18 protein-coding genes are annotated in these 24,681 nt (G+C 40.6%); 8 read left to right on the top strand and 10 right to left on the bottom strand.

From position 1 onward, the window contains the following. Window positions 1–41: 41 nt before the first annotated feature. On the bottom strand, window positions 42–2,795 hold the full coding sequence (locus tag BMZ58_RS14575; RefSeq protein WP_075037293.1) for an S-layer homology domain-containing protein: 2,754 nt from the start codon (window positions 2,793–2,795) through the stop codon (window positions 42–44). 527 nt (window positions 2,796–3,322) lie between these two features. On the opposite strand from BMZ58_RS14575, the gene BMZ58_RS14570 reads away from it, so the two are divergent. Together BMZ58_RS14570 and BMZ58_RS14565 are read left to right on the top strand one after the other, a co-directional pair. Beyond that, window positions 3,323–4,735, top strand: coding sequence for an MBOAT family O-acyltransferase (locus BMZ58_RS14570; RefSeq protein WP_075037292.1), 1,413 nt, complete (start codon window positions 3,323–3,325; stop codon window positions 4,733–4,735). Between the two features lie 16 nt (window positions 4,736–4,751). Beyond that, entirely contained in the window at window positions 4,752–5,963 is a 1,212-nt protein-coding gene (locus BMZ58_RS14565; protein ID WP_075037291.1) for a DHHW family protein, read from the top strand. Window positions 5,964–6,092: 129 nt separating this feature from the next. On the opposite strand, the gene BMZ58_RS14560 is transcribed toward BMZ58_RS14565, so the two are convergent. Together BMZ58_RS14560 and BMZ58_RS14555 are read right to left on the bottom strand one after the other, a co-directional pair. Continuing rightward, on the bottom strand, window positions 6,093–7,730 hold the full coding sequence (locus BMZ58_RS14560; protein WP_167360091.1) for a S8 family peptidase: 1,638 nt from the start codon (window positions 7,728–7,730) through the stop codon (window positions 6,093–6,095). A gap of 65 nt (window positions 7,731–7,795) precedes the next feature. Further along, the gene (locus BMZ58_RS14555; protein ID WP_075037290.1) at window positions 7,796–9,193 is read right to left on the bottom strand and encodes an N-acetylmuramoyl-L-alanine amidase; all 1,398 of its coding nucleotides are present in this window, start codon (window positions 9,191–9,193) and stop codon (window positions 7,796–7,798) included. A 386-nt stretch (window positions 9,194–9,579) separates the two neighbouring features. Here BMZ58_RS14555 and BMZ58_RS14550 point away from each other — a divergent pair, with 386 nt between their 5' ends. The 4 genes from BMZ58_RS14550 to csaB all read left to right on the top strand — a co-directional run bounded on the left by BMZ58_RS14550 (window position 9,580) and on the right by csaB (window position 15,198). Continuing rightward, window positions 9,580–11,532, top strand: coding sequence for an S-layer homology domain-containing protein (locus tag BMZ58_RS14550; protein WP_075037289.1), 1,953 nt, complete (start codon window positions 9,580–9,582; stop codon window positions 11,530–11,532). Window positions 11,533–11,822: 290 nt separating this feature from the next. Beyond that, the gene (locus BMZ58_RS14545) at window positions 11,823–12,554 is read left to right on the top strand and encodes a WecB/TagA/CpsF family glycosyltransferase (protein WP_075037288.1); all 732 of its coding nucleotides are present in this window, start codon (window positions 11,823–11,825) and stop codon (window positions 12,552–12,554) included. Beyond that, the gene (locus tag BMZ58_RS14540) at window positions 12,551–14,104 is read left to right on the top strand and encodes a putative polysaccharide biosynthesis protein (protein WP_075037287.1); all 1,554 of its coding nucleotides are present in this window, start codon (window positions 12,551–12,553) and stop codon (window positions 14,102–14,104) included. Before BMZ58_RS14545 ends, BMZ58_RS14540 begins: the two co-directional genes overlap by 4 nt. 23 nt (window positions 14,105–14,127) lie before the next feature. Next, complete coding sequence (csaB, locus tag BMZ58_RS14535; protein ID WP_075037286.1) at window positions 14,128–15,198, top strand: polysaccharide pyruvyl transferase CsaB; 1,071 nt, start codon at window positions 14,128–14,130, stop codon at window positions 15,196–15,198. A 30-nt stretch (window positions 15,199–15,228) separates the two neighbouring features. On the opposite strand, the gene BMZ58_RS14530 is transcribed toward csaB, so the two are convergent. Next, window positions 15,229–15,942: a WecB/TagA/CpsF family glycosyltransferase gene (locus tag BMZ58_RS14530; protein WP_075037285.1), complete on the bottom strand. Its 714-nt coding sequence runs from the start codon at window positions 15,940–15,942 to the stop codon at window positions 15,229–15,231. A 16-nt stretch (window positions 15,943–15,958) separates the two neighbouring features. Next, window positions 15,959–17,236 (bottom strand): nucleotide sugar dehydrogenase, encoded by a 1,278-nt coding sequence (locus BMZ58_RS14525; RefSeq protein ID WP_075037284.1) that lies wholly within the window; start codon window positions 17,234–17,236, stop codon window positions 15,959–15,961. 545 nt (window positions 17,237–17,781) lie between these two features. Here BMZ58_RS14525 and BMZ58_RS14520 point away from each other — a divergent pair. Further along, a complete protein-coding gene (locus BMZ58_RS14520) occupies window positions 17,782–19,233 on the top strand; it encodes an O-antigen ligase family protein (protein WP_075037283.1) in 1,452 nt (483 codons plus the stop codon). A 110-nt stretch (window positions 19,234–19,343) separates the two neighbouring features. Beyond that, on the top strand, window positions 19,344–20,360 hold the full coding sequence (locus tag BMZ58_RS14515) for a GNAT family N-acetyltransferase (protein ID WP_075037282.1): 1,017 nt from the start codon (window positions 19,344–19,346) through the stop codon (window positions 20,358–20,360). Window positions 20,361–20,462: 102 nt separating this feature from the next. Here the strand turns inward: BMZ58_RS14515 and BMZ58_RS14510 are convergent, their stop codons facing one another. The 5 genes from BMZ58_RS14510 to BMZ58_RS14490 all read right to left on the bottom strand — a co-directional run bounded on the left by BMZ58_RS14510 (window position 20,463) and on the right by BMZ58_RS14490 (window position 24,618). Next, window positions 20,463–21,566: a glycosyltransferase family 4 protein gene (locus BMZ58_RS14510; protein WP_075037281.1), complete on the bottom strand. Its 1,104-nt coding sequence runs from the start codon at window positions 21,564–21,566 to the stop codon at window positions 20,463–20,465. A gap of 578 nt (window positions 21,567–22,144) precedes the next feature. Continuing rightward, on the bottom strand, window positions 22,145–22,708 hold the full coding sequence (locus BMZ58_RS14505) for a hypothetical protein (protein WP_075037280.1): 564 nt from the start codon (window positions 22,706–22,708) through the stop codon (window positions 22,145–22,147). Between the two features lie 8 nt (window positions 22,709–22,716). Continuing rightward, complete coding sequence (locus BMZ58_RS14500) at window positions 22,717–22,854, bottom strand: anti-repressor SinI family protein (RefSeq protein ID WP_083412800.1); 138 nt, start codon at window positions 22,852–22,854, stop codon at window positions 22,717–22,719. A 38-nt stretch (window positions 22,855–22,892) separates the two neighbouring features. Further along, the gene (locus BMZ58_RS14495) at window positions 22,893–23,111 is read right to left on the bottom strand and encodes a helix-turn-helix domain-containing protein (RefSeq protein WP_075037279.1); all 219 of its coding nucleotides are present in this window, start codon (window positions 23,109–23,111) and stop codon (window positions 22,893–22,895) included. 319 nt (window positions 23,112–23,430) lie between these two features. Further along, window positions 23,431–24,618 carry an AraC family transcriptional regulator gene (locus BMZ58_RS14490; protein WP_075037278.1) on the bottom strand — a complete coding sequence of 396 codons (1,188 nt, stop codon included), beginning with the start codon at window positions 24,616–24,618 and terminating at the stop codon, window positions 23,431–23,433. Between the last annotated feature and the right edge of the window lie 63 nt (window positions 24,619–24,681).

The raw sequence follows: 24,681 nt of genomic DNA, 5'->3' as shown, positions 1-24,681 counted from the left end.
GCCAACCAATGAAGGTTGGCTTCTTAAATATAGATTCTAGATTAGAAGTTTGCAACGATTTCAGAAATGGAAGTGTATCCACCTTCTGGAGCGTTGTTCAATACGTTTTCAGCTACTTCCAGCTGTTCAGCAGCAGAAAGTGCTTCGTACTCTTCTAGATCAAGAGTTGTTAATGCTCCATCCATTTCAGTGATGGAACCGGCATTGTTAACGTTAAACAGAAGCTCATAATAACCAGTTGCTTCTGTATCTTCTCCAGCTTCCACTCCAACCTCAGCTTCCAAGGCTTCTGTAACGGCAGTAAGAGAATCATACTCATTGTTGGCTAGAGTCTCCAAGAATAATTCAGAAACCTCTAAACGTTGAACAGTAGTCAGGTTATTGAATGCATCACTTTCAAGCTCAACTAGTAATGGCTCTAATTCAGCAGCAGTCTCTGCAGTTACAATTGCATCAAGCTCTGCTTCTGCTTCAAGGTCAACTAATTCTGCTTCTAGGGCTGCCAACTCCCCAAGATTAGTGATATCTCCTTCAACAACACCATCTCTGTCTGTTGCTGTAGTTACTAATTCACGTGCTGCTTCTACTGCATCAGCATCTTCTAATGTAAGATCCTCAACAGCTGGTAGCGCATCGATAGCTTCAGTTGCTGCATCAATTGCTACTTGGTCTTCAAGTTCTCCAAGCTGTGCTTCTAGGGCTGCCAACTCATCAAGATTAGTGATATCTCCTTCAACAACATCATCTCTGTCTGTTGCTGTAGTTACTAGTTCACGCACCGCCGCTACATCGTCAGCATCTTCTAATGTAAGATCTTCCACTGACGGTAGAGCATCTATTCCATCAATAGCAGCTTCTACGCTATTAGTACGATCAATAACCGTTTGAATTTCTTCTACTGTTTGACTTCCATCAATTGCTGCGTCATATTCAGCAATATAGTCAGTATTAACATTCTCAAATCCATTTTCATTTAGTGACTCTAGTAAACGAACTTGGCTCACTTGATCTGCCGCTAGAACATCATTTACAACACTTACATTATCCAGACGCTCTTGAAGGGTATCAAGGATGCTATTTCCTTCATCATCTACTAGATCAGATGGAACAGCCGCTACAGCATCGACAGCTTCCTGCAGTTCAGCATCATCACTTGGATTGGCTTCTGCCTCTTCAAGTTGAGCAATAGCATTGTCAACTACTGCTTGTGTAGCACCGTCTATAATAGCTTGGATTTCTTCTGCAGTATCTACCTCTGAAACGTCTATGATATTAGTAGCGTATGTTTCGATATAATCTTCACGAACATCAGAGAATACGCCATTCTCTTCACCAGATTGAAGAGCATCAAGAAGTTCTACTTGAGTATCTGCTGCTAGCACATCAGCTACTGCATTTTGTGTATCAATATCCACTTGGATTTCTTCTACTGTCTCTTCCGTGCCATCAAGTGCACCCTGATATGCTTCGATTAGATCGGAATTGACATTATTGAAGAATGCTGTAAGAGCATCATTCAATTCTACTTGGTTAGAAGCATTGTTAACAGAGTCTACTACTTCTGAAAGTACTGTGTCGACAGCTTCAGTTTGAGCATCTAGACGTGCTTGAAGTTCAGCTGTAACTTCTTCGTCTTCTACTAGCTCAAGGGCTTCTTCTGCTGCTTGAAGAGCTTCAGTTGCTTCAATATAGTCAGCGTATGTTTCAACAGTTAGTTCTTCGTAAGCTTCAACTGCTAGAGTAGCATTAGCTACTGTAGCGTCATAAGTTACTGTATATTCTTCTGTTGCTTCGTTTCCAGCTTCGTCTACTGCTGTAACAGTTACAGTGTTTTCGCCTTCTTCAAGTTCTACAGTGTAAGAACCATCTTCGTTAGCTTCAACTTCCTCTTCGCCAAGCGTTACAACTGGAGTTACTTCTTCGTCTTCGTTATCTGTTGCTTCCACTGTGAAAGTAACGGTAGATTCTTGAACTGTGCTTTCATCTTCCAAACCTTCTACAGTAAGCTCTGGAGCTTCTGTATCTGCTTCATAATTTACAGTTACAGTAAACTCTTTCCCATCAATGGTGAATGTAACTTCGTTATCACCATCAACCAATGGCTCATCAAGGTTGATTACAGTTTCTTTACCATTGCTCAAAGTGACGTTAATAGTAGTTGCATCAATAACTTCAGTGTTGTCTACAACTCCTAGTGCACGGTAAACCATTACTGCAAAGTCTTTACGGGTTACGTTATCTTTAGGCATGAATTCGCCTTTTTCATTACCTTCAATAATTCCATTTTCAGCAGCGATTGCGATTTCGTCTTCCGCCCAGCTACCTTCTTTTACATCTGGAAAGTCATGATCCGTGTCACCTGTTAGTCCGTAAGCACGCACAAGAATAGCTGCTGCTTGTTCACGAGTCAGGTTATCTTGTGGGCTGAACTCTCCGTTATTACCTTCGAAAATTGCTGGAGAAGTAGCACGGACAGCATTATAGAACCAGTCGTCTTCATCTACATCAGAGAAGTCTTCACTTCCACCAGGGGCGATCCCTTGTGCTTTCATTAGTACTTCTGCAGCAGAAGCACGAATGATTTCTCCGTCTGGATTGAAAGTACCATCTCCAGGGCCTTGAAGAATAGCGTTATCTGCTAAGTATTGGACGGCATTAGAGTAATACTCGCCATCTTTTACATCACTGAACACATGATCTGCGGATACAGCAGCTGGTGCTACTGCGGATGCTACAACAGCCGTTGTAAGAGCTGTAGCGTAAAATTTACGGTTTGATTTAGGTTGGTAAGACATAATGTTGTTTCCTCCTAAAGATATTTTTCAACTGATAATGTCCACCATATTTCCTTGAGCAAAATTGGTAACATAATCAGTAGATTTACTTAAGTCATTTAACCCGAATCTCACAATATGTATGTTTCTTAGGTGTTTTCGTGAGACTTATAGATTAATAAACTGGATTTATTTCTCTGTAATGGGTTAAATTTTCTCAATTACTAATTTTACAAGATTTCAATTTTATTTCAACCAATAAACTTTTAAAATTTGGTGAATTTTTGAAATGGTTGTCGAGAAACACCATTGCATAAGGTTATTTCGACATCATGATATGTAAAATAAAATTCTTTTTTTCTTCATTTTTGACGATATACTCCCGTAATAGTTCAGAATATTAATACTCCGTATAGGGTCTTATAACACAAGTCGTAAGTCCTTAAACATGAAATTGAATGATCGGAACGACAATCCTTATGAAAAAGTGATAGAATATAAGATGGTATTTTTTGTGTGCTATTCCTTTACATATACGGTGGTGCTTTATGGTATTCAGTAATTTAGTCTTTTTATTTTGTTTCCTGCCTATTGTTTTACTGGCTTATTTTCTATCACCTAAACTACTTAAAAATATAGTATTATTGCTTGCCAGTTTATTTTTCTATGCATGGGGGGAACCGATTTATATTCTCCTGATGCTCTTTTCGATCCATATGAATTATTTCTTCGGCAGGCTGATCGGGAAGAACCCGCAAAGAAATAGACTCTATCTCTCGTTAGCGATCATCGGAAATTTGCTGATTCTAGGCTATTTCAAGTATGCCGATTTCTTTATTGAAAACTTCAATCAGTTGTTCGGAACATCCTGGGAATTGCTCGAGCTTCCGCTTCCCATCGGCATTTCTTTTTTCACGTTCCAGGCAATGAGTTATGTCATTGACGTCTACCGGAAAAATGTCGAGCCGCAAAGGAATCTCATTTCGCTTGCTCTTTACATCTCCCTTTTTCCGCAGTTGGTCGCTGGACCGATTGTCCGTTACCACTCGGTCAATGAACAGCTGAGTAAGCGTAAGGTGACATTTGATAAGTTTTCCTATGGAGTGAGGCGCTTTATTACAGGTCTTGCTAAAAAAGTGCTGCTTGCGAATGCTTTCGGTGAGGTGGCAGACGGTGTGTTCAGCCGTTCGACAGATGAGTTGAGTCTCGCTACCGCATGGATCGGTATTCTTGCTTATACGCTGCAAATCTACTTCGATTTCTCCGGTTATAGTGATATGGCGATCGGGCTCGGAAAAATGTTTGGCTTTGATTTCTTAGAAAATTTCCGATATCCATACATATCCAAAAATGTTACAGAGTTCTGGAAACGTTGGCACATCTCTCTTGGGTCCTGGTTTCGCGATTATGTATATATTCCGCTTGGAGGAAACCGCGGCGGGTTGGCTAAAACCATACGGAACCTATTGATTGTCTGGACTATTACCGGCTTTTGGCACGGGGCAAGTTGGACTTTCATGGCCTGGGGATTTTATTATGGGGTGTTGATTACAGTGGAACGGCTGGGGCTTTCTTTATGGTTGGAAAAGTTGTGGCGTCCGTTTCAACATCTCTATCTCATACTGATTGTCATGATAGGATGGGTATTCTTCCGTGCCGATGATTTCACCTATTCGATAGCTTATATTCAAACAATGTTCGGTTGGGGTATCGACAGCATCATGGACAGTCAAAGCTATATTTATTGGAATGACTATTGGTACATTTTCCTATTCGGCATTTTATTCAGTTTGCCTGTGCTTCCTTATATCAAAGAGAAAACCTCACATTTATTAGAGGCGAACTCCGTCCGTGTCATCTTCCCATTGTTTGCTGCCGCATTTTATATGGTGCTGATGATCGGGTCTGTCATTCAACTCGTTAATTCTACGTACAATCCATTTATTTATTTCCGATTTTAAGAAGGGTGGGACCGGTATGAAAAAAATCACTAATATCCTTATAACTGCTTTTTTCATTTGCATGATTTTCATCTTCGGGATTCTTGTGATGATTACACCACCCAAAGAAACGTCCTACATTGAAAACCGTTCCCTTGCCCCTCCCCCTCCTCTTGAAAAGGAACAATTCATAAATGGAGGATTCATGCAGGATTTCGAGGCGTTTTTCACGGACCAATTTCCCTGGCGTGATAAGTGGCTGAAAGCTTATTTATCTATCCAATCTTCTCTCGGGAAAACGTTTTTGCTCGGCTATTATGTATCAGATGATGATTGGATAACGACTGAACCCGATCATTCCTTTCCAAAAGAGGAATTGACAGAAAGCGCTCAAAAAGTGAATGGACTCCATCAGTTGTTAGATAACGAAGGCATCGACTTTTATTACGTAAATACACCACACAAAGTGAGCAACATGCAGTTCCTGCTTCCTGATTACATCGAACGAGGGGCTTATGATACTGTCCGTACTCATTTCCTTTCTTCTTTAGACCCACAGGTGCCGAAGCTCGACTTACTAGACGCGTTCAATCAAACGTATTCGGATAAAGAAATGAAAGAATTATTCTTTAAAACCGATCACCACTGGAATGCCCGTGGTGCGTTCGAAGGGTATAAGAAAATGGTTGAGTGGCTGGGTGATCAACGTGAAAGTCTCCCTGCTCGTCCCGAAAAGCTTCATTTAGAGAATTACGAAGAAAGGTGTTTGCCAGATAAAAAGCTCATCGGCAGCTTCAACAGGCAGTTATATCTATCCGTCGATACAGAAGAAAAAAAGTGTGCATACTATCCAGAAGATAATGCCTACGATCAATTTATTGTGGAGAAAAATGGAGAAGTTGTGGATGCGGAAAACATTTACGGACGGGCCTTCGAGCAAACAGAAGAGGAAGTGTATTACAGTACCCTTCATACCGGGGATTATCGGGAGTTGAAAATTACCAATCCCGCCCTTGAAGAAGAGGGGGAACATGTCCTCATCATCAAAGACTCCTATGTCAATGCCTTAACTTTCATGCTTGCACAGCAATTCTACGAAACGACATACTATGACCAACGACATAATAAAGACCGTGCACTCATGGACTATATCGACCAACATGAGTTCGATTTGGTGATTATGATGTACAACGACCCTTCGAGTGATGGGGCTATATATGAATATGAAAAACCCTTGGAAAAACCTTAAAAAGTCAAGGACAGAAGTATAAATACACTCTCGCCACTTCGGAATATAAAACGCGTGGGATCAGAATTTCAAAATCTGATTCCACGCGTTTTACGTTCCGGCAAGTTTTTCCAAGCCTATTCTATTTAATTACAACGCTCGCGCTAAAATCGTCGCAAGCTCCGAGCGGGTAATGTATTTATCCGGACCGTACGTTCCATCAGGAAAGCCAGTAACGATGCCAGCTGTCGCTACAGCATTCACCGCATCATAACAATAACACTCCGGTGAAACATCAGGGAATGAGGTTTGTGTACCCGACTCCAGTTCAAAAACGCGATCAATAATGACAGCAACCTCGCCTCTTGTGATTTTTTGCTTCGGTCCGAAAGTCCCGTCCGGAAGGCCTTTGATTATTCCCTCTTCTACAGCTGAAGTAATAAATCCTGAACCAAAGGATGCCTTATCCACATCTGGAAAAGGGGTTTCACGTTTTTCTCCGTCCAGATCGATACTTCTGCCAACCATTGTGACGACTTCTTCGCGTGTAATTTCACCTAATGGAGCAAATGTTCCATCTTGAATTCCTTTAACGATTCCGCCCTTATACAATTGTTGAATAAACGGATAATAATAGCGATCTTCCTTAATGTCAGCGAAAGGCTTGTCGAGCGCCTGGACTAATCCATGACCATAATCGAAATCTTTCCCTTTTTCTCCTAAGTCGACGGCATGTTCTATAAGGAGATCTTTCAATTCATCCAGCTTTGTATTCGGATAGGCTTGCATAGTCAACGCTAAAGCTCCACTTACGTACGGGGCAGCCATAGATGTTCCGTTCATATTTTTGTATCCATCCGGATGCTTGTCTGTCGTAATATAAGAACTGTACACTTTCGTTCCTGGAGCTACAAAGTCCAACGACTCTCCGCCATAAGAAAACAGTGCTCTTGTTTGTTTCTCATCCACCGCTCCTACACTGATGACACTTTCATAGCGAGCAGGATACATGACATCGTTCAAATATTCGCCACTGCACAACACCCCATTACCTGAAGCAGCAACGACAGCAATACCGGAAGATTCTGCCCGTCCAATCGTGCTCTTCATGGCTGTCGAAGGTTGACAGGAGGTCAAACTCAAGTTGATGATGTCGACATTTTCCTTGATGGCCCAGTCGATACCCGCGATGATTTCACTTTCCCAACCATCCCCTTCCTGGTCCAGGGCTTTGACCGCATATATATCTGCCTCGGGAGCCATTCCGACCGTTCCAACCTCATTATCTTGAGCACCGATCACACCGGCGACATGGGTGCCGTGTCCATTGTCATCGACCCAACTATCGTGCTCTTCCAGGACACTGATTCCTTTTTTTACGTTCAAATCAGGATGATCAGGATCAATGCCAGTATCGATAATGGCAATTTCCACTCCGTCTCCATCCAATCCCCAAGCTCTCGAGTCAGGGGTATTAGTGGAGTTGTACCCCCAAGTTTTTGTTTGAGCACTTGTTTTTACTTTTTGATCCGTTTCTACCCACTTCACATCAGAGTGGGATTGAAGTTTTTTCATATCCGCTTCATCGATGGAAGCAGCTACCGCCTTCATTTCTTCATATGTATGATGGACTTCTACAGATTGGGTGACTGCTTGATTGATAGATTCATCAAAGCCGATTATGACTCTTACTGAATCCTCTTGTTCAGCAGCTGAAATATTCCCACCAGCTGAAACAGCGAATAAAACGATCAAAACAAAAGCGAGTTTCTTGATTGCCTGGTTCATAAACATTCCCCTCCCGGATGATAAAACAAATAGGAGCGAACAAAAGTGTGTCCGCTCCTATTACCTTATTCTTTCCAGTTATAATAGTCAACAATTCCCATTGCTATTGCTCTTGCAGCTGCTTCTCGATATTTATCCGTCTTCAATTTAGAAGAATCCTCATCATTCGTTAAGAAGCCGATTTCCGTAAGGACGGCTGGGAGTGGATTATCTTTGATCACTTTATAACCGACATCTTTGACCCCACGATTATACATGTCCATTTCCTTGTACAAACGATCATTGATGAAAGTCGCCAATCGGTAACTCGCATACTCACGATCTGATAAACCAGCGGAATAATAGAAAGTTTCTACCCCTGTAGCACTCTTCATAAATGCGTTCGCATGAATGCTCACAAAAGCATCTGCATTATTATCAGTAGCGAGGACGACACGGCCGGCTAGAGATGGATACCAATCTGTTTGGCGGGTCATCACCGTATCAATCCCGGCATTTTCAACATACTCCCGAACTCTCAAACCAACATCGAGAACGACTTCTTTTTCTATTAAGCCATTTGCTGAAGCGCCAGGGTCTCTCCCGCCATGACCTGGGTCGAGGGCGACCTTCCAATCTCCTTTTGGTTTATCCAGCAAATAATAGGAGTGGACATAGCCTTTAAGATTACCTGATTGAATATATCTCCAGTCTCCTTCTTTCTTATAAACAGAGACGGTTTCTCCTGTCATGAGCTTCCCTACGGTTTTATGTTCTGTTCCTGGGCCTTGACGGACATTCAAGAAGTCAGCATCCACGACTTTTTCACTGAGCGCCTTTTGGGCTTCCTCTTCTTCCTCTTCATCTTGAGAAACTTTAAAATCAGCATTTAACCCTCTTGCTATGAATAAAGAAAATTCCGTACGGGTAATCGTCTTGTCCGGCAGAAAATTCCCCTCAGGTGTTCCTTCTGAAATCCCTGCAGTTGTCAACAGGTTAACAGGGGTGGCAACATTACTCCCCTCTTTCACATCATGGTAGGACACTTCACTTGTCGCCTTTAAATTAAAGGCATTAGAAATCAAGTAGGCCATTTCTCCACGGGTCATAATGGATTTCGGTTGATATGTACCATCCGGATACCCTTTGATCACACCCGCTTCGACAGCTGATTGTATATAACCGGAGGCAAAGGAATTTTCATCGACATCCGGGAATTTCGTATCTCTTTGTTCTCCTTCTAAATCTAGTGCGCGACCGACCATTGTAGCGGCTTGCTCTCTCGTAACTTCATCAGAACCATGGAAGTGACCATCTGGATAGCCTTGTATAATTGATTTTCCCGTCAGAAACGTAATCTCGCTTTCATAAGCAGAAGGAATTCCCTCTACGGATGAAGCAGAAACTTTGATGGCGTCATTTTGACCTAAGACTAAACTCAACAATAGAAGACCTATCAACAAACTAGAAACTTTCTTAATCATTATATCGTCGTACCCCTTTTTGTTTTATATCCCAGAAGCGTAATTCAACAGTGAAACGAACGACTTATAACCTCCATCCCCCTACCATTCCATATTATGTAAGCATAGCCAGCATCTAGTTGTTCATTATATCGGATTTTACGACAAGTTTTTTATCCAACGAATTTCCTATTTTGCTAAATTAGTAGTAATATGCTATTTTTTATAGTTTTGTTTCCTATATATGTGGGTAATTATTTTTACTTTTTATAGACCCTTCCCTGTAAAAAACTCGTAATTATGTTAGCAAAAATTACTAAAATAAGTAGAAATAGCGCTATTCAGGAATCTCTGTTTCTGGTAGATTAATAGATGAATCTATTTTTCGACAGGGAGGAACAATTTATATGAAAAAGTTACTTCTTGTGTGCCTTAGTGTCGTCTTCATTGCCGGTGTGGTATCCCCATTGACCGCAGCCGCAGAAGAAGACGACATTACAGGTACACTTTTTGAAGATGACATGAGAGCACTTATAGACGCAGGAATCATGCAAGGGTACGGCAATGGCCAGTACGGCCCGGATGATAAAGTCACCCGTGCTCAATTCACGGCGTTTATTGTCAGGGCTCTAGACATCCAATACGGAGAAGAAGAAATCTCGGAAGTCGGTGCTTCTGAAGATTATAACTACGGCGATGTCGATCCTGCCAAATGGTATTACCCTTCTGTTATTGCAGCAACGGAAGAAGGGCTGATCCAGGGTTACCCGAACGGTAACTTCGGACCGACCGATTACATAACACGCCAGGATATGGCGATGATTATGGTCAGTGCTGCAGAAATGAAGGGTGTCATAAGTGAAGCGGAAGAGCTTAAGTTTGATGATAAGGATGAGATCAAACCGTATGCTCGTGAAGCTGTCAAACGTTTGGTGAATTTAGGAATCATTAATGGGAAACAGGAAAAAGATTCTCTTTTCTATGCTCCATATGACAAAACATCCCGTGGTGAGACTGCAGCGGTTATCAACCGATTGTTGAAAGTCCTGGATCCACCAAAAGAGTTAGATTATCAGGTAGCCAGCCTCAGCCAGGGGGAAGATCCTGTCATCCATGAAGAATTCGAAACTTACGAAGAAGCGGTTAGCTTCGCTGGTGATGATCAGGTTGTTTTAAAAGGGAATAATATCGTATGGATCGAGGAAGGTAAAGGAACGACGAATGCTTTCACCATCCTTTACGATACAGAAGCACTAACTTCAAACTCTACTTATGTAACAAGTGGTGTGGATGTGGAATTACTGGAAATCGAGGAAGATTGGGTCAAAATTCGCCTTGCCGACACGGAAGGTTATGTGGATCCGGACAAAATCAATTTAACACCTGACCACATGGTGAAGGATCGGTCTTACTATGAAGTACAAGACGGTCTTCTTTACCACCGGTTATACAATGCTATTACGGAAAGAAGTTCCCGGTACTTGTATGGAGAAGCTGCTGATTTCATGGAAGAGGACGGAAAGTATTACAGTGATAATGGAAATAGTTTTTACAATGAAAATGGTACCTTCGTCGGGGAGGCTTTCCAATACTTCAACAGGATGCCGTTATATACAGAAACATCCTATACAGGCGAACAATTAGATGAGTACCTGGCTCACGCCTCTCCAGACAGCCCGTTGATCGGCACAGGGGATTCCTTTAAAAAAGCGGAAGAGGAATATGGAACGAATGCGCTTTATCTACTTGCACATGCAATTCATGAAAGTAACTGGGGTAAGAGTGCGATCGCAAGAGATAAAAACAACCTATTCGGCATCGGGGCGAATGATGGAAACCCTTATGAAGATGCATGGGAATATGAAAGTTACGAAGAGGGAATTCTTGAGGCTGCGAAAGAATTCATCATCCCGCGATACTTTACATCAAGCTCCTACCTCTATAATGGCGCCCATTTAGGTAATAAGAGTACTGGTATGAATGTCAAATATGCCTCAGACGCTTATTGGGGTCAAAAGATTGCCGGTCATATGTTCCGTGCAGACCGGTATTTAAGTGAAAAGCTCGACCAGGCACCTGAAAATGGAGCTTTTGATTTAGCACAAACGGTCACTCCTTATGTAAATGTCCGTTCAGCTGCAGAAGTCGCAGACAATAAGCTTTATCAAATTCCTATGGATGGAGTGAATCTTCAAATTCTCGATGAAGTGGAAGCACGAGGAACATGGTATGAGGTTGCTCCGGAAAACTTTTATGGAAATGACGAAGAATATAAAAAAGCTTTCATCTATAGCGATGGCTACAGTGCTTATGGCACGAGCCTGAAAAAATTACCGCTTGCCGTTGACTCGGATTCGTAACAATAAGACACCACTACCGCTCGCAGAAAACATAAGGTTTTCTGCGAGCTTTTTTTGGAGAAAATTAAATCCCTGCTGTGAAGTTTATCTTCTCCACCTTTTAAACCACTTAAGGCTGCTCTTATTCCTTCTATTCTTTATGTAAAGGATTGTTTTTTCTGAATTGGAAAATAGTCAATAAATGACGAAGAAAGTCAAAAGCATGAAGGGAACATCTATATTGTATTGCCTTTTTTATGTTATTATAATTGGGAGTAGGATTGTGTAATTTAAAGGAGTCACAACATAAAATGAAGCAGGTAAACATATTAGGGATACCATTTACAAACATGGACCATGTCACGTTAGTCCAACAATTACAACTACATATAGAACAAAGGGAAAAGTCTTTTGTTGTTACCGCTAACCCTGAAATTGTGATGCGTGCTCATGATAATTCCTATTATATGGATTGTTTACAAGCCGCTTCATACATAACAGCTGATGGAATAGGAATCGTCAAGGCTTCTCAACTCTTGAAAAATCCTCTTCCAGAGCGTGTGACCGGTTATGATATTATGATGGAATTTCTCGAAATTGCTAACCAAAAAAAGCACCGGATTTTCTTGTTGGGAGCTAAAGAAGATACACTGCAACGGGCGGTGGGTAATATTCAGACCCATTACCCGGATATAGAAGTGGCTGGTTCACGAAACGGCTATTTTGAGTGGGGAGATCCAACGGTAGCAGAAGCTATCAATGAGGCACAACCCGATATTGTCTTCGTTGCTCTAGGAGTCCCGAAGCAGGAGCGCTGGATTGCAGAGAATTTTTCAAAGTTCAATAAGGGGATCTTCATATGCGTCGGAGGAAGTATAGATGTCGTAGCAGGAGATGTGAAAAGAGCCCCTATGAAATGGCAGAATATGAATTTAGAGTGGCTCTACCGATTGGTGAAGCAGCCCAGCCGGTGGAGGAGGATGCATGCTCTTCCCCGCTTCGCTTACCAGGTACTTAAGCAAAGGGCTGATCGCTCATCATGAAGCCAGCGACTTTTCTTAAAAGCACCCTCATTCTAACGATCGCAACATTGCTATCCAAGCTTTTAGGCAGCCTGTTCCGGGTGCCTCTTCAAAACATCGCAGGGGATGAAGTGCTCGGGATTTTCAGTCTTGTCTACCCTGTTTATATGGTTGCACTTATTCTTTCTGTTGCAGGTATCCCGATTGCAATCTCCAAACTGATTGCTGAAGCAAGATCCACTGGAACGGAAGCAGACATTTTTCATATTCGAAAAACAGCTCGTATTTTGGCCCTATTACTTGGTATAAGTGGTACGGGCCTTCTTTTGGTATTTTCGGAACCTTTGTCACAAATGATTGGTGGAAGTTCGACCCGACCATCTTTGATCATCATTTCTTTCACACTGATGATCGCTCCTTATATGGCTGTCGACAGGGGATATTTTCAAGGGTTTGAAGATATGAGACCGACTGCCATATCACAGGTTTTGGAGCAATTTGTCCGGGTCATTTTCCTCCTTTTCATCGCCTATACTTTGGCTAACTCTGCATTCAGCAATTCAATCGTTGCTGGCGGAGTAATGGTCGGATCTACCCTCGGTGTTCTAGCTTCCCTTGTTTATCTGAAGTTTCACTTGTCCCGATCTGACTTTGAGATTAAAAATGGCTATCCCTATCATTGGCCACAGTTCAAATACTGGGGGAAAAAGATACTTTCTGTTTCAATTCCGATTGCGATAGGGACGCTTACGATGGCACTTTTTAATGTTGTCGATAGCTTGACTGTACCGGGGAATTTACAAGGATTACATGAGGAAAAAGACATTACTTTCTTGTATGGAATTTATGGGAGAGGGTTAGCTCTTGTGCAGATTGCCACTGTTTTCGCTACCTCTGTCATTCTACCTTTGATCCCTTCGCTTACTAAGAGTATGAAGGATGGAAAACTTAATGAGACGCGTAATTTAATCGAAGGAACACGCTGGCTGACACACACTTTAGCTTGGCCCCTTGCTGTTCTTCTATTAGTGCTGACCATCCCCATCAACATGACACTGTTTACAGACACGCAAGGAAGCTTGACGATCGGTATCATGAACATAAGCACTATTTTCATTTCGCTCACCCTTGTAGGGACAGCAGTTTTGCAGGGGCTAAACATCTCAAGGACGGCAGCTTTCATAATAGTTGCAGGTGCTCTGATGAAGGGCGTCTTCAACTTCTTATTGGTTCCTGCATACGGCATCGAGGGGGCGGCTATCGGGACGTTACTTACTTATATAGCCATCGTCGCGATCAATACCTATATGATTCATAAGACCATCCGAATTCCGTGGATACCGCCACACTTTTTTAAAGTCGTCACGCTTTCCCTTTTTCTTGGTGGGTTGACTAGCAGCTTCTATTTATTCACTCAACCCCTCGAGTGGGAGCGTCTGGTATCACTCTGTGTGGTCCTGTTCACTTCCTTGTTTTATATGATTTTGTTTATCGTATGTTTATTTAAGTGGAAAGCGATCGACCAGCGAATGGTAGACCAAATCCCTTTCCTGTCAAAATTCACACGCTAACACCAATGAAAAGAGGCTGAACCATGAAAATCGTCTTATCCGGATATTATGGCTTTTACAATACAGGGGATGAAACGATTCTCCAATCCATTATCCGACAATTAAAATCTATCGAACCTGACACCCAGCTCATTGTTCTTTCCCAAGATCCTGTCTATACAGAAAAAACATATGGCGTTGAAGCTGTTAACCGGTGGAATATAAGGGAGATTATAAAAGCATTGAAAAGTTCAGACGGTTTGATCAGCGGTGGCGGGAGTCTGCTTCAGGATGCTACAGGTCCGAGGTCGATCATTTATTATACTGGCATCATGCATATGGCTAAATGGTTGAAAAAGCCTGTATATGTTTATGCGCAAGGGATGGGACCTTTTCATAAGAGGACGAGCCGACAGCTGGTAAAGCTGGCATTGAATCGTGTCGATGGATTATCCGTACGCGACTTCCCTTCTAAAAGGTTACTGGAAGAAGTCGGCGTTTCAAAAGACATCGATGTTTTTCCTGACCCCGTATTCGCCCATCCAACCTCTTTGCCCACAACGGATACTAAGAAAATGAATCGGAAAATCGCTGTGAGTATACGAGAATGGAAAAACGCTGATTCTTATATACGAAAAGTCGCATCTGCTCTTGATCATTTTGCTGAACAGGGAGAGGAGATCGTGTTTGTTCCTATGCATGGAAAAGCGGATGAAGCTTGCTCGGAACAGGTGACTTCTCATATGAAGGGGCAAGCGACCATCCACTCTGGGGATGCATCGATTGAGGAGAAACTTTCTGTAATAGCAAGCGCCGATGTTCTCATCGGAATGAGATTACACGCCCTTATCTTTGCATGTATTTGTCATGTGCCATTTGCAGCGTTATCCTATGATCCGAAAATCAAGGCACTCTCAGATGAGCTCGACTACCCAGTAACAGCAGATGTGGAAGGTGAATCTTGGACAGAGCAAGCGATTATCGACTCCGTCCATACGATTTTCACACGACTGGATGAGCATAAAGTTCAATTAAGGGAAAAGGTTGAGGTGCTTCAAGCGGATGCACGACTGGCTGCAGAGAAGGCACTCGATTGTTTCAGAAATAAAAAATAGAGAGCAGTTGTCCAGATGGACAGCTGCTCTCTATTTTTTTGATTTCCATACTTTCACTAAGAAGGTAGGCAATTTGATTTGCCTTTTTATTCTCCATGGCTCTTTAATCAGCCGATAAAGCCATTCCAAACCTAACTTCTGAAAACCCGCCGGAGCCCTTTTCACTTTGCCAGACAATACATCAAAGGATCCGCCGACACCCTGGAAGATACTGACGTCCAATTCTTCCATGTGATCGACGATCCAATGCTCTTGTCTCGGGCTTCCTAATGCAACAAACAGAATATCAGGTTTGGCTTCATTAATCGTTTCTTTTATCTGTTCTTGATCTTTCACGTAACCATCAAGTACGCCAGCGACTCGTAAATTAGGATATAGCTCAATCAAACGGTCTTTCGCTTCTTCCGCTACATTAGGTTTCGCACCATAAAGGAAGATAGATTTATCATGAAGAGACGCCTGTTCACATAAGGCAAGCAACATGTCGATACCGGTTACCCTTTCTTTGATCGAACCACCATTCAACCGGGAAGCAATCAGAATACCGACTCCATCCGGTATTTGGTACGTAGCTTTGTTCAAAAGGTTCAATAAGCCCCTATCCTTTTGTGCCTGAAGGATTTTTTCGGGGTTGATTGCCACAATAAAGGACTTCCGTTTCTCATTAATATCCGATATGATATTGTTTTTTAATTGATCGTACGTAAAGTTGCTTACGTCAACCCCTAAAAACTTTTCCTTCATGATTTCACCTAGACCCTCATCCGTTTTTTGAATCTCCTAAGCGTTTAGCAACGAAGCCTGCTTGTTTCCACTCATTTAACGATAGCGCATTTTTGGTATCAAAAACAAGCCTATTTTTCATTTTACCTTTAATATATTCAGGGTCAAGAGTTTTAAATTCATCATGGTCCGTCAGTATGACCAGAATGTCCGCTCCATCAAGAGCTTCGTCCATGCTTTGGGTCTGATTGGAAGCCACATTCTCTTTAATATGTGGATCATAGGTTGTGAAACTGATTCCCTTTTCCACTAATTCCAATATGACTTTCAATGATGGGCTCTCTCTTTGGTCATCAATATTCGCTTTGAAAGATAGACCGAATAGAGCGACCTTAGGATCATTGATGAACTGCTCTTTCGTCAATTTCTGAATTTGTTCTGCCGTGTAAACAGGCATGTTATCATTCGTATTACGGGACAGCTGGATGATCTTCGAAAGATCTGGTTCGATCTCCGCTAAGAACCATGGGTCGACAGCGATACAGTGACCTCCTACTCCTGGTCCAGGTGTATGGATGTTCACACGTGGGTGGAAGTTGGCAAGTTTGATCGCTTCCCATGAATTCACACCAATCTTATCACTGATCAAAGCAAGTTCGTTAGCAAACGCGATATTCACATCCCGGTATGTGTTTTCAATCACTTTGGCCATTTCAGCCGTAGTAGCATCTGTTAAATGAATATTCCCTTTAACGAAAGACTCATATAACTCTTTCGTAAGGACAGAGGACTGCTCATTGATTCCCCCGACAATCCGATCATTATCTACTAATTCCTGGAAAACTTTTCCTGGTATGACTCTTTCAGGGGAATGTGAAACATATACATCCTCACCGATATCAAGCCCTGTTTGTTCTAAAACGGGAACCATTACGTCTTCTACCGTTCTAGGTGGTACCGTTGACTCGAGAATCACTAAGTTTCCTTTCTTTACAAACGGAACGATCGCTTCTGTAGCCTTTCTTACATAATCAAGGTTAGCCGTCTTATCTTCTCTGATCGGGGATGGAACAGCGATGACAAAGACGTCTGCTTCCGCAGGCTCTAAAGAAGCCTCGAACATACCGGCATCTACTGCTTCTTCCAATCGTTCCTGCAGCCCATACTCTTCAATGTGGAGCTGTTTATTATTAATCATTTCTACTGCTTTATGGTTCACATCCACACCGTGAACTTTATGGCCGTGAATAGCAAACATTACGGATGTCGGGAGGCCGATATAACCCAGGCCAACGACGCACAATGACTTCTTCATTCCAAATACTCCCTTTCTTGTTTCCAATCATTCTAAGCTGATATTCAAAGTGCCTGATCCTCATACGGTAATAGGCAACTGGACAAATTACTGAATGACATATGATTAAGATGTTTTTTCTTGATTCCATAAATAGTGATAAGTGATTTTCATTTTCACTTCTTTCTCTTCCCTATAATAGGTCATTTTAAATCTGTGTATATTAAACTGTGTCTAGTCCATTCTATATTATTCGTTAACGAACGGTATTTGTGACGTTCCCTTTAAAAATCAAATGATAAAAGCTTTGGACTCTATGGCTTTTTATTATTTTCTTCACGTATTATCTGTATTCCATAGTCAGCCTATGCTTCTTAGCACCCTTGACAGTATGTAATTTTGATCATATATTCACATGATTCAATTATACTTGTTTCGCCTATGAGCCATCAACAATATTTTCAATCCAATTACAAGTTTACCAATAGATAGACAGTAAACGCTTAATGTATTATACTTCAATGTGGCTTATACCATAAATCAGGAAGTATATAGAGGTGTTTTACATGACCGGAAAATTAAACAGAGAGCATTTTGAAAAGCTTTTATTAATCTTTATCGTTTTCCAACCAGTATTAGATATTTTAACATACTTTTCTATTCAATCCTTCGATTTCAGCTTAACCATCGGAATCGTCATCCGCGTTTTATTTATGATCGGAGCTGTATGGTTTATCCTCTTTGGGAATAATAGCGATTGGAAGAAATATGTGATTACATATCTCGTTGCTTTGGCGGCCGTTTTGAGTATCGGCCTTATTTATAATTTCTTTACAAAGCCAGTATTCAATCCGTTTTTAGAACTCCAATTCATAGCTAAAACCGTATACTTCCCCATTATGCTTAGTGCCTATCTTTTGTTGTTTACCACAATTGATAAGGTTTCATTCGTACGAATGCGAATTCTGAAAGCAATTAGCGTTGCCATGATTATTATTGCTGTCTCGTTTTTCATTGCCATCCTGACAGGAACATCCTCAGAAACATATGAGTGGAATAAATTCGGCTTTAAAGGTTGGTTTAATTCTGGAAATGAAATTGGATCGATTATCGCAATAGCATTCCCATTAGTATATATCTATACCCTCAACAAAGTGGATCACATTAAAAAAATATATTATTTCATCCCTCTGGCGATGATCGCCCTTGTCTCTATATTGCTCGGGACAAAAGTTGGTTTTTTCGCTGTATTAGGAGCTTCCATTATCGTTTTTGCAAGCTACCTCATCTATTGGGTTATTTCTAAGGTGAAAAAGAAACAAGGGGAGAAAAACCTCCACTTGAAATTAATCACCTCACTTATCTTCTTAATCATATTCTTAGCTGCTACACCTTTCTCCCCTACTTTTTCTAACGTTTCTGGAGATGTGGGGCAGATTAATGAACAGAGAGAAACCACTCAAGATTCTGATGGAGACGGTATGGAAGAAGGTACAGGAGATAATGAATCCGGTTTACAAGATGATGGTACAAAAGGTGGCGACGATGCTGCAGCTGCCCTCGGAGAACAGGCATTGATTGAATCACCAATTTTGAAGATTATATTGAGTTCTCGTAATATTTACTACGCTCACATTTATGATATGTATGTAGAAGCAGATGTCATTCAAAAAACATTCGGAATGGGATATGCAGGGAATTATGAAGACATTCGTAAATTGATAGAAATGGACTTTTTTGACTTATTTTTCTCCTTTGGAATAGCTGGGATTATACTCATTCTGATTCCATTCCTATTTGTCGTCGCGCTGTTTTTAAAATTACTTTTCCAAATACCAGGGGAAATATTACACCCTCAAAACATTTTAATTCTATTATCCATCGGGTTCGGTACAGGGATAGCTTTCCTGGCGGGACACGTCCTTTATGCACCTGCTGTAAGTATATACCTTGCCATCAGCCTGGTACTTCTCATAACCAACATGCTCAAGTTAAATAATAATATAAAAGATTCATAAAAAATGTCCACCGAAAAACAAGGGAGCTCCTGCAAAAACGGGAGCCCCTTGTTTTTAAATAAATTTTGTTATCATTCAAAAATTGATGATACAAGAAGGGAAAGACCAAAATGACTGTAAGACCTTATAAACCTGGAGATGAAGTACAAATACAACTCTTATTTAAGAAAACCTTCGGAAATGACCGTCCTCTTAAAACATGGACATGGAAGTTTAAAGAAAACCCAAAGCAGGACTCACCATTTATTCTCGTCTATGAAGATAACAACAAAATCCTGGGTCACATTAGTTTATGGATAACCGAAGCCTATATTAACGGAAATGTTACCAAAATCGGTTTACGGGCAGATACAATGGTGGATCCACAGGCACGAGGCAAAGGCATATATAAAAAACTGAACGACACTCTTTTAGAAAAAGCAAAGCTTGAGGGAATAGACTATTTATATGGATTTCCAGCACCAAAAGCTAAAGAATTATTTCAAAAATATACCGGTGCCCACCATATGACAGATATGCCAAGATGGTTGTCCGTTCGACACCCTATGGCCCTTTTATCCTCTAAGTTTTCACCCTTACGTATCCTTAAGCCATTAGACAAAATGTACGCAAACTTTAAGAAGGTAAAAGTGAAGGACCACCCCTATGTATTCCGTGAGGTTACAGAATGTGATCACAATTTCGATGAACTGGCTTCTGAGACAAAATTCAACTCCAAAGCAATGGTGGTTAGAGACGCGGCGTATTTGAATTGGAGATATCACAACCATCCTGAAAAGACATACCGGATGTTCGGTTTGTATGATGGGGATAAACTTAAAGGTTATGTTGTAACCAATAAGGTCGAGGGAAGTTTTACAAATGGATTTATAGTTGATTGGTTGACTTCCGACGCTGAATTATGGCCAATACTTCTCGATTATGCTATGCAGGACCTCTATGAAGCTGACATCATCCAAACATGGTGCTTAACACATTCCGGCCCAGTTCACTCTTTAAAGAAGGCAGGCTTTATTCATAAAGATAGCCCTATGCCTCTCGTCGGAAAAGAAATTAACTCTGAGTGGGTCGAGCTTAAAGATCCACAGAAATGGTTCATCACTCCTGGTGATGTTGATTCTTTCTGATTAAAATCCTAAGCCAATTAAGTTTGAGGTAAAACCAGCCCATCCATGATAGAGACAATTGATACTGAGATTTAAAAACTAAACAAAAAGATCCTGGTAAAATTAACCAGGATCTTTTTGTTTATTGTTTTCATTTCGCTTGTTCTTTTGCTCTCTCGTAAAAAGGTCGATCAGAGGTCTCTTTCCCCTATAGACAACACCAGTCATTTCTGCAAACAAATGAAGAAGAAATAGCAAAACAAACGTAATGATTAGAGAAACCCCGAATGATGTTAACGAGAATAATAAGGCAAGGAAGCCAAACACAGCACTGAATGCGTAAATAATCAACACTGTGGTGCGGTGACTGAAGCCTGCCGCTAAAATCTGATAATGAATATGTTTGTTATCAGGCATCATGATCTTTTGTTTATTGATCAGCCTTCTCACAATGGAGAACAACGTATCAAATACTGGTATAGCCAGGACGATGATAGGGATAACAAAACTGAACAGAGTGACGTTCTTAAATAGACCGACCATCGAAATAACGGCCATCGAATACCCTAAGAAGAGGGAACCTGTATCTCCCATGTAAATTCTAGCAGGGTAGAAATTGTGAAATAGAAAGCCGATGTTACTCCCTATGAGTACGACACACAAGTAAACAATTGCTACTTGTGGCTCAATCGCTAATGCCATTACAGCAATGCTGATCAATGAAATCGTCGATACACCGGCAGCTAAACCATCCAGCCCGTCAATTAAATTGATAGCATTGGTTATTCCTATGATCCATAAAAAAGTAAATACAATGCTCACAAATTCGCTCAAAGTGACCATTCCGATAAACGGAATGCTCAATACATCAATCTTTAATCCAGAAAAAATTAAAATTCCGGTCGCCAATACTTGACCAGCAAGCTTGAAAATCGGACGAATTTGAAAACGGTCATCCAATAGCCCTGTTAGAACAATGATGATCGCTCCTATACAAATAGGAATAATGTAAGGGAGTTCTGGCCGTATAAAAAGAATTCCGGCAGCTGCCCCTCCAAATATTGCAAGACCACCCATGCGAGGGGTAATTTCTTTATGGATTTTTCTTAATTCCGGGTAATCCATCATCTTCCATTTCACTGCCAGCTTCATAACAGGAAAGACAAGCAAGTAACTGACAGTCATAGATAGTAATATCGCTATTAACATTTCTAAGTAGATGTTCATATGAATCCTCGCTTACTTCTCAATTTTACGTGAATAAGGCGATTACATTATACCATACAGAAGCAAGCCTGTTGGGTACACTATGTAATACTCATGCCAACTATTTTATCGCGAAATAAAACCGTCCGTAAACAACTCCTTCGTTTACGGACGATTCCTTTATTGTTGTAATTGTTCTATCAATTGATCAATAACTTCCTTAGATGATAGCAGCTCAGCGTCTTCGGTTTTCTGGATGATGTTTTGCAACACTTCTTTTAAATTATCCATGCTACCCACCTTTTCATTAAAGTTTCTGTTAATCTTCTTTTTAATCAAATCTTCGTTTTCAAACGACTTTTTATGAGGGCTTTCTATGTAACTACCCTATTAGACGTTTTTATATTCGTCGAAGTTTCAACATTTAATTATTATTTCCGAGGAAATATGGCAAAAATTTTCAAATAACTGTTCTTATCCTACCTCATTTTTCATAGAAAGGGAAGTGGAATATAAAGTTATATTATAATATGAAGGAATACAAGAGAGGTGAGGAAAACGATGAAAAAGCCTAGTGATGTTCACTAGGCTGGAGGTAGCTATGAAATTCTTGCCCATGTCCTTTGGAGGATTTTCAGTTTATAACTTTCATAACTGAAGCGATGGACATGCTTTCGGATCACTTCCATCCCTTCCTGGTGATAAGTGAAAAATATAACCGCAGGGTGCATCAAAGAATCATAGAAGAATATCGGGTTGAAACTTCTTTTCTGTGAACCAAAGTTCCAGTGACCCAACAAATCTAATTGAGCAATAGAATCATCATCGATAATTGCCTGAGAAATGACACCTGTTTTGTGATCGCTGTATTCCATCAGGTGGTGATAAAAAACAGAAGCCTGCAGATAGGATAAAGGGGATTCATCACCATTAACTCCAGCCAACAGGTCATCCGGGCTGACTTTCACTCCATTTACCACTGCATACACTTGGCCCCTTGAGCTGAAAATGTGCCACCCCGTCTCCAACCTTAGCTGAGAGTATTGGCTTATAACATCACTTAGATCAATAGTTTTCGGGCAATCCTTGAAGAAAATCGGAGGAGGAAAAACACGGATGTTTTTGGCTGCTGCTTCCCGTCGGAAAACTGTCTTATTTTTCATCGCTTTGCCTATTCTTTCATGATATAGAGCTCAGGAATTTGTTTATGTGCAAAAAAATCATAGATTTCACTAATGGTCAGCCCTAGATCTTTTGCTTCCTTCATTAAATCTATCCATTCTTTATCCATTTCTTCATTAACAGCCATCCCTTCTCCCCTTTCTATTCAATCCCTTCACCTCTACATTATTCCCGTTCCGCATATTTATGTGTTAACAGCTCTTCCAAAGAGATGTCCAACGTTTTTGCTAGCTTTCCCATAACGATTAAGGATGGATTTTTCTGCACTCCTCTTTCGATATTACTGATGTACGACTTAGAAACACCAGATTTCTTAGCAAATTCATTTACAGAGAAATCTTTTTCCATCCGCAACATACGGATTTTCTCTCCGATCGGCATCATTTTTCTTCTCCCCTTCCCAAATCAGCATCACACATAATGCTCCCTCTATTGTTCTTTATTAAGAATATTATAATAGTATGAACATGGAAAATAAATGTCTGAATTTCATTATTAAGAACACTAAATAACTATTATTCTTTACTTTTCAGCTTTATCCTCTGTTTTATTTTCTTTTCTGAGAACATCTATAATAATTAAATATCCAAAGAGGGTATCAGTCGAAAATTATCTGTGCTAGAGGAGAGGAACTTTCCCCAGGTTACTGAGGTTGAAAAGATTTTAGACAATAAAAAAAGTCGAGTGATCATGCCTCGACTTTTTATTCATGCACTTGATATTTTTGTCTGAATTCTCTAGGTCCAATACCTTCCATACTTTTGAACACTCTTGTGAAATAACTTTGACTGTTATACCCGAGCAACATACTAATATCCATCAGTGAATGCCTGGTAATACAGAGGAGTTCTTTCGCTTCCTTTATTCTTTGTTGATTGATGAAGTGGGTTATGGAAACACCATTCTCTTTAGTGAACACTCCTGACAAATAATTAGGGTTCACATTTAGTGCATCCGCGATCACCCTTAAAGTAAGATTTTCACTTAAATTTTGAAAAATGTACCGCTGTGTTCGATCAACAAGTGGTGAATTCTGTGGAACGTCATCTACTTTACGTATTCGATCAAGGAACGAATGAAGGATATTCAACTCTAGAGATATCAATTCTGCTATTGTGTCTTTCGTTTCTAAAAAATTTATATAAAAGTCACACAAAGATTCGACTTCATCTTGATGGGCGCCTTTATCCAAACAAATATAGCCTAACTCTGTAACCAGCCGGATCATTTGATTCTTCCTGCTGCGGACATCCTGATTCTCTGCTATTTTTTCTTGATATTGTTGATAGGCATCAATTGAACTTTCTTCTCCTTTTTTAAAAAGGTCTAAAAACTTCTGTTTGGATGCCACCATATCTGAATAAGAATGAAGAGACTGCGTGAAATTCTGATACTGTTTATGTATTTTTTCCTGATCCCATACATTCTTGACTTCTTTCTCTTGCTTCGGCAGCAGTTGGTTCAGCAATCCCTTGATCGAGTTCATTTGAACTTGATTGAGAATAGGAAGTTGTTCGAAGTATCCGACGAACTGTTCTTCAAGCGAACTATCCAGGCCATTCATGATCAAATTATTTTTCACATGCATCCTCAAGATTTCCTCTTCAAGAAATGGACCAACCCCGATCACCTGATCTTTTCCATGTTGATCTTTCACTGGGTACAGGAATAAATGTTGGTCATAAGGGTCTGTAAATAGCTGAATAGCAAAAGGACGTTTCTTGCTTTCCTCTATATAACTTCTATGTAACTCTCTTAAAACCTTGGGTGGATTCTCGAAGCTATCGGGGAAACGATAGATTAATTTATTTTGTTGATTAATTAATAGAACAGGGACGTTCATGGCAATAGAACAATCCTTCAATAGATTAATTAATTCAAACTTATTCAATAATGGCCCCTCTTTTCTCCACTTTTTATTCTATCTACTATATAATGGCAAAAAAAGAACACC

Origin of the sequence: Halobacillus dabanensis (assembly GCF_900114165.1) — a bacterium.
Classification (GTDB): Bacteria; Bacillota; Bacilli; order Bacillales; family Halobacillaceae; genus Halobacillus; species Halobacillus dabanensis.
Note: the sequence above shows the minus strand (reverse complement) of the source record. Positions and strands in the feature narration are given on the sequence as shown.

Excerpts from the sequence above, each read along its gene's own strand:
- BMZ58_RS14575 (WP_075037293.1), bottom strand. The coding sequence starts at position 2,795 with ATGTCTTACCAACCTAAATCAAACCGTAAATTTTACGCTACAGCTCTT.
- BMZ58_RS14570 (WP_075037292.1), top strand. The coding sequence starts at position 3,323 with ATGGTATTCAGTAATTTAGTCTTTTTATTTTGTTTCCTGCCTATTGTT.
- BMZ58_RS14565 (WP_075037291.1), top strand. The coding sequence starts at position 4,752 with ATGAAAAAAATCACTAATATCCTTATAACTGCTTTTTTCATTTGCATG.
- BMZ58_RS14560 (WP_167360091.1), bottom strand. The coding sequence starts at position 7,730 with ATGAACCAGGCAATCAAGAAACTCGCTTTTGTTTTGATCGTTTTATTC.
- BMZ58_RS14555 (WP_075037290.1), bottom strand. The coding sequence starts at position 9,193 with ATGATTAAGAAAGTTTCTAGTTTGTTGATAGGTCTTCTATTGTTGAGT.
- BMZ58_RS14550 (WP_075037289.1), top strand. The coding sequence starts at position 9,580 with ATGAAAAAGTTACTTCTTGTGTGCCTTAGTGTCGTCTTCATTGCCGGT.
- BMZ58_RS14545 (WP_075037288.1), top strand. The coding sequence starts at position 11,823 with ATGAAGCAGGTAAACATATTAGGGATACCATTTACAAACATGGACCAT.
- BMZ58_RS14540 (WP_075037287.1), top strand. The coding sequence starts at position 12,551 with ATGAAGCCAGCGACTTTTCTTAAAAGCACCCTCATTCTAACGATCGCA.
- csaB (WP_075037286.1), top strand. The coding sequence starts at position 14,128 with ATGAAAATCGTCTTATCCGGATATTATGGCTTTTACAATACAGGGGAT.
- BMZ58_RS14530 (WP_075037285.1), bottom strand. The coding sequence starts at position 15,942 with ATGAAGGAAAAGTTTTTAGGGGTTGACGTAAGCAACTTTACGTACGAT.
- BMZ58_RS14525 (WP_075037284.1), bottom strand. The coding sequence starts at position 17,236 with ATGAAGAAGTCATTGTGCGTCGTTGGCCTGGGTTATATCGGCCTCCCG.
- BMZ58_RS14520 (WP_075037283.1), top strand. The coding sequence starts at position 17,782 with ATGACCGGAAAATTAAACAGAGAGCATTTTGAAAAGCTTTTATTAATC.
- BMZ58_RS14515 (WP_075037282.1), top strand. The coding sequence starts at position 19,344 with ATGACTGTAAGACCTTATAAACCTGGAGATGAAGTACAAATACAACTC.
- BMZ58_RS14510 (WP_075037281.1), bottom strand. The coding sequence starts at position 21,566 with ATGAACATCTACTTAGAAATGTTAATAGCGATATTACTATCTATGACT.
- BMZ58_RS14505 (WP_075037280.1), bottom strand. The coding sequence starts at position 22,708 with ATGAAAAATAAGACAGTTTTCCGACGGGAAGCAGCAGCCAAAAACATC.
- BMZ58_RS14500 (WP_083412800.1), bottom strand. The coding sequence starts at position 22,854 with ATGGCTGTTAATGAAGAAATGGATAAAGAATGGATAGATTTAATGAAG.
- BMZ58_RS14495 (WP_075037279.1), bottom strand. The coding sequence starts at position 23,111 with ATGATGCCGATCGGAGAGAAAATCCGTATGTTGCGGATGGAAAAAGAT.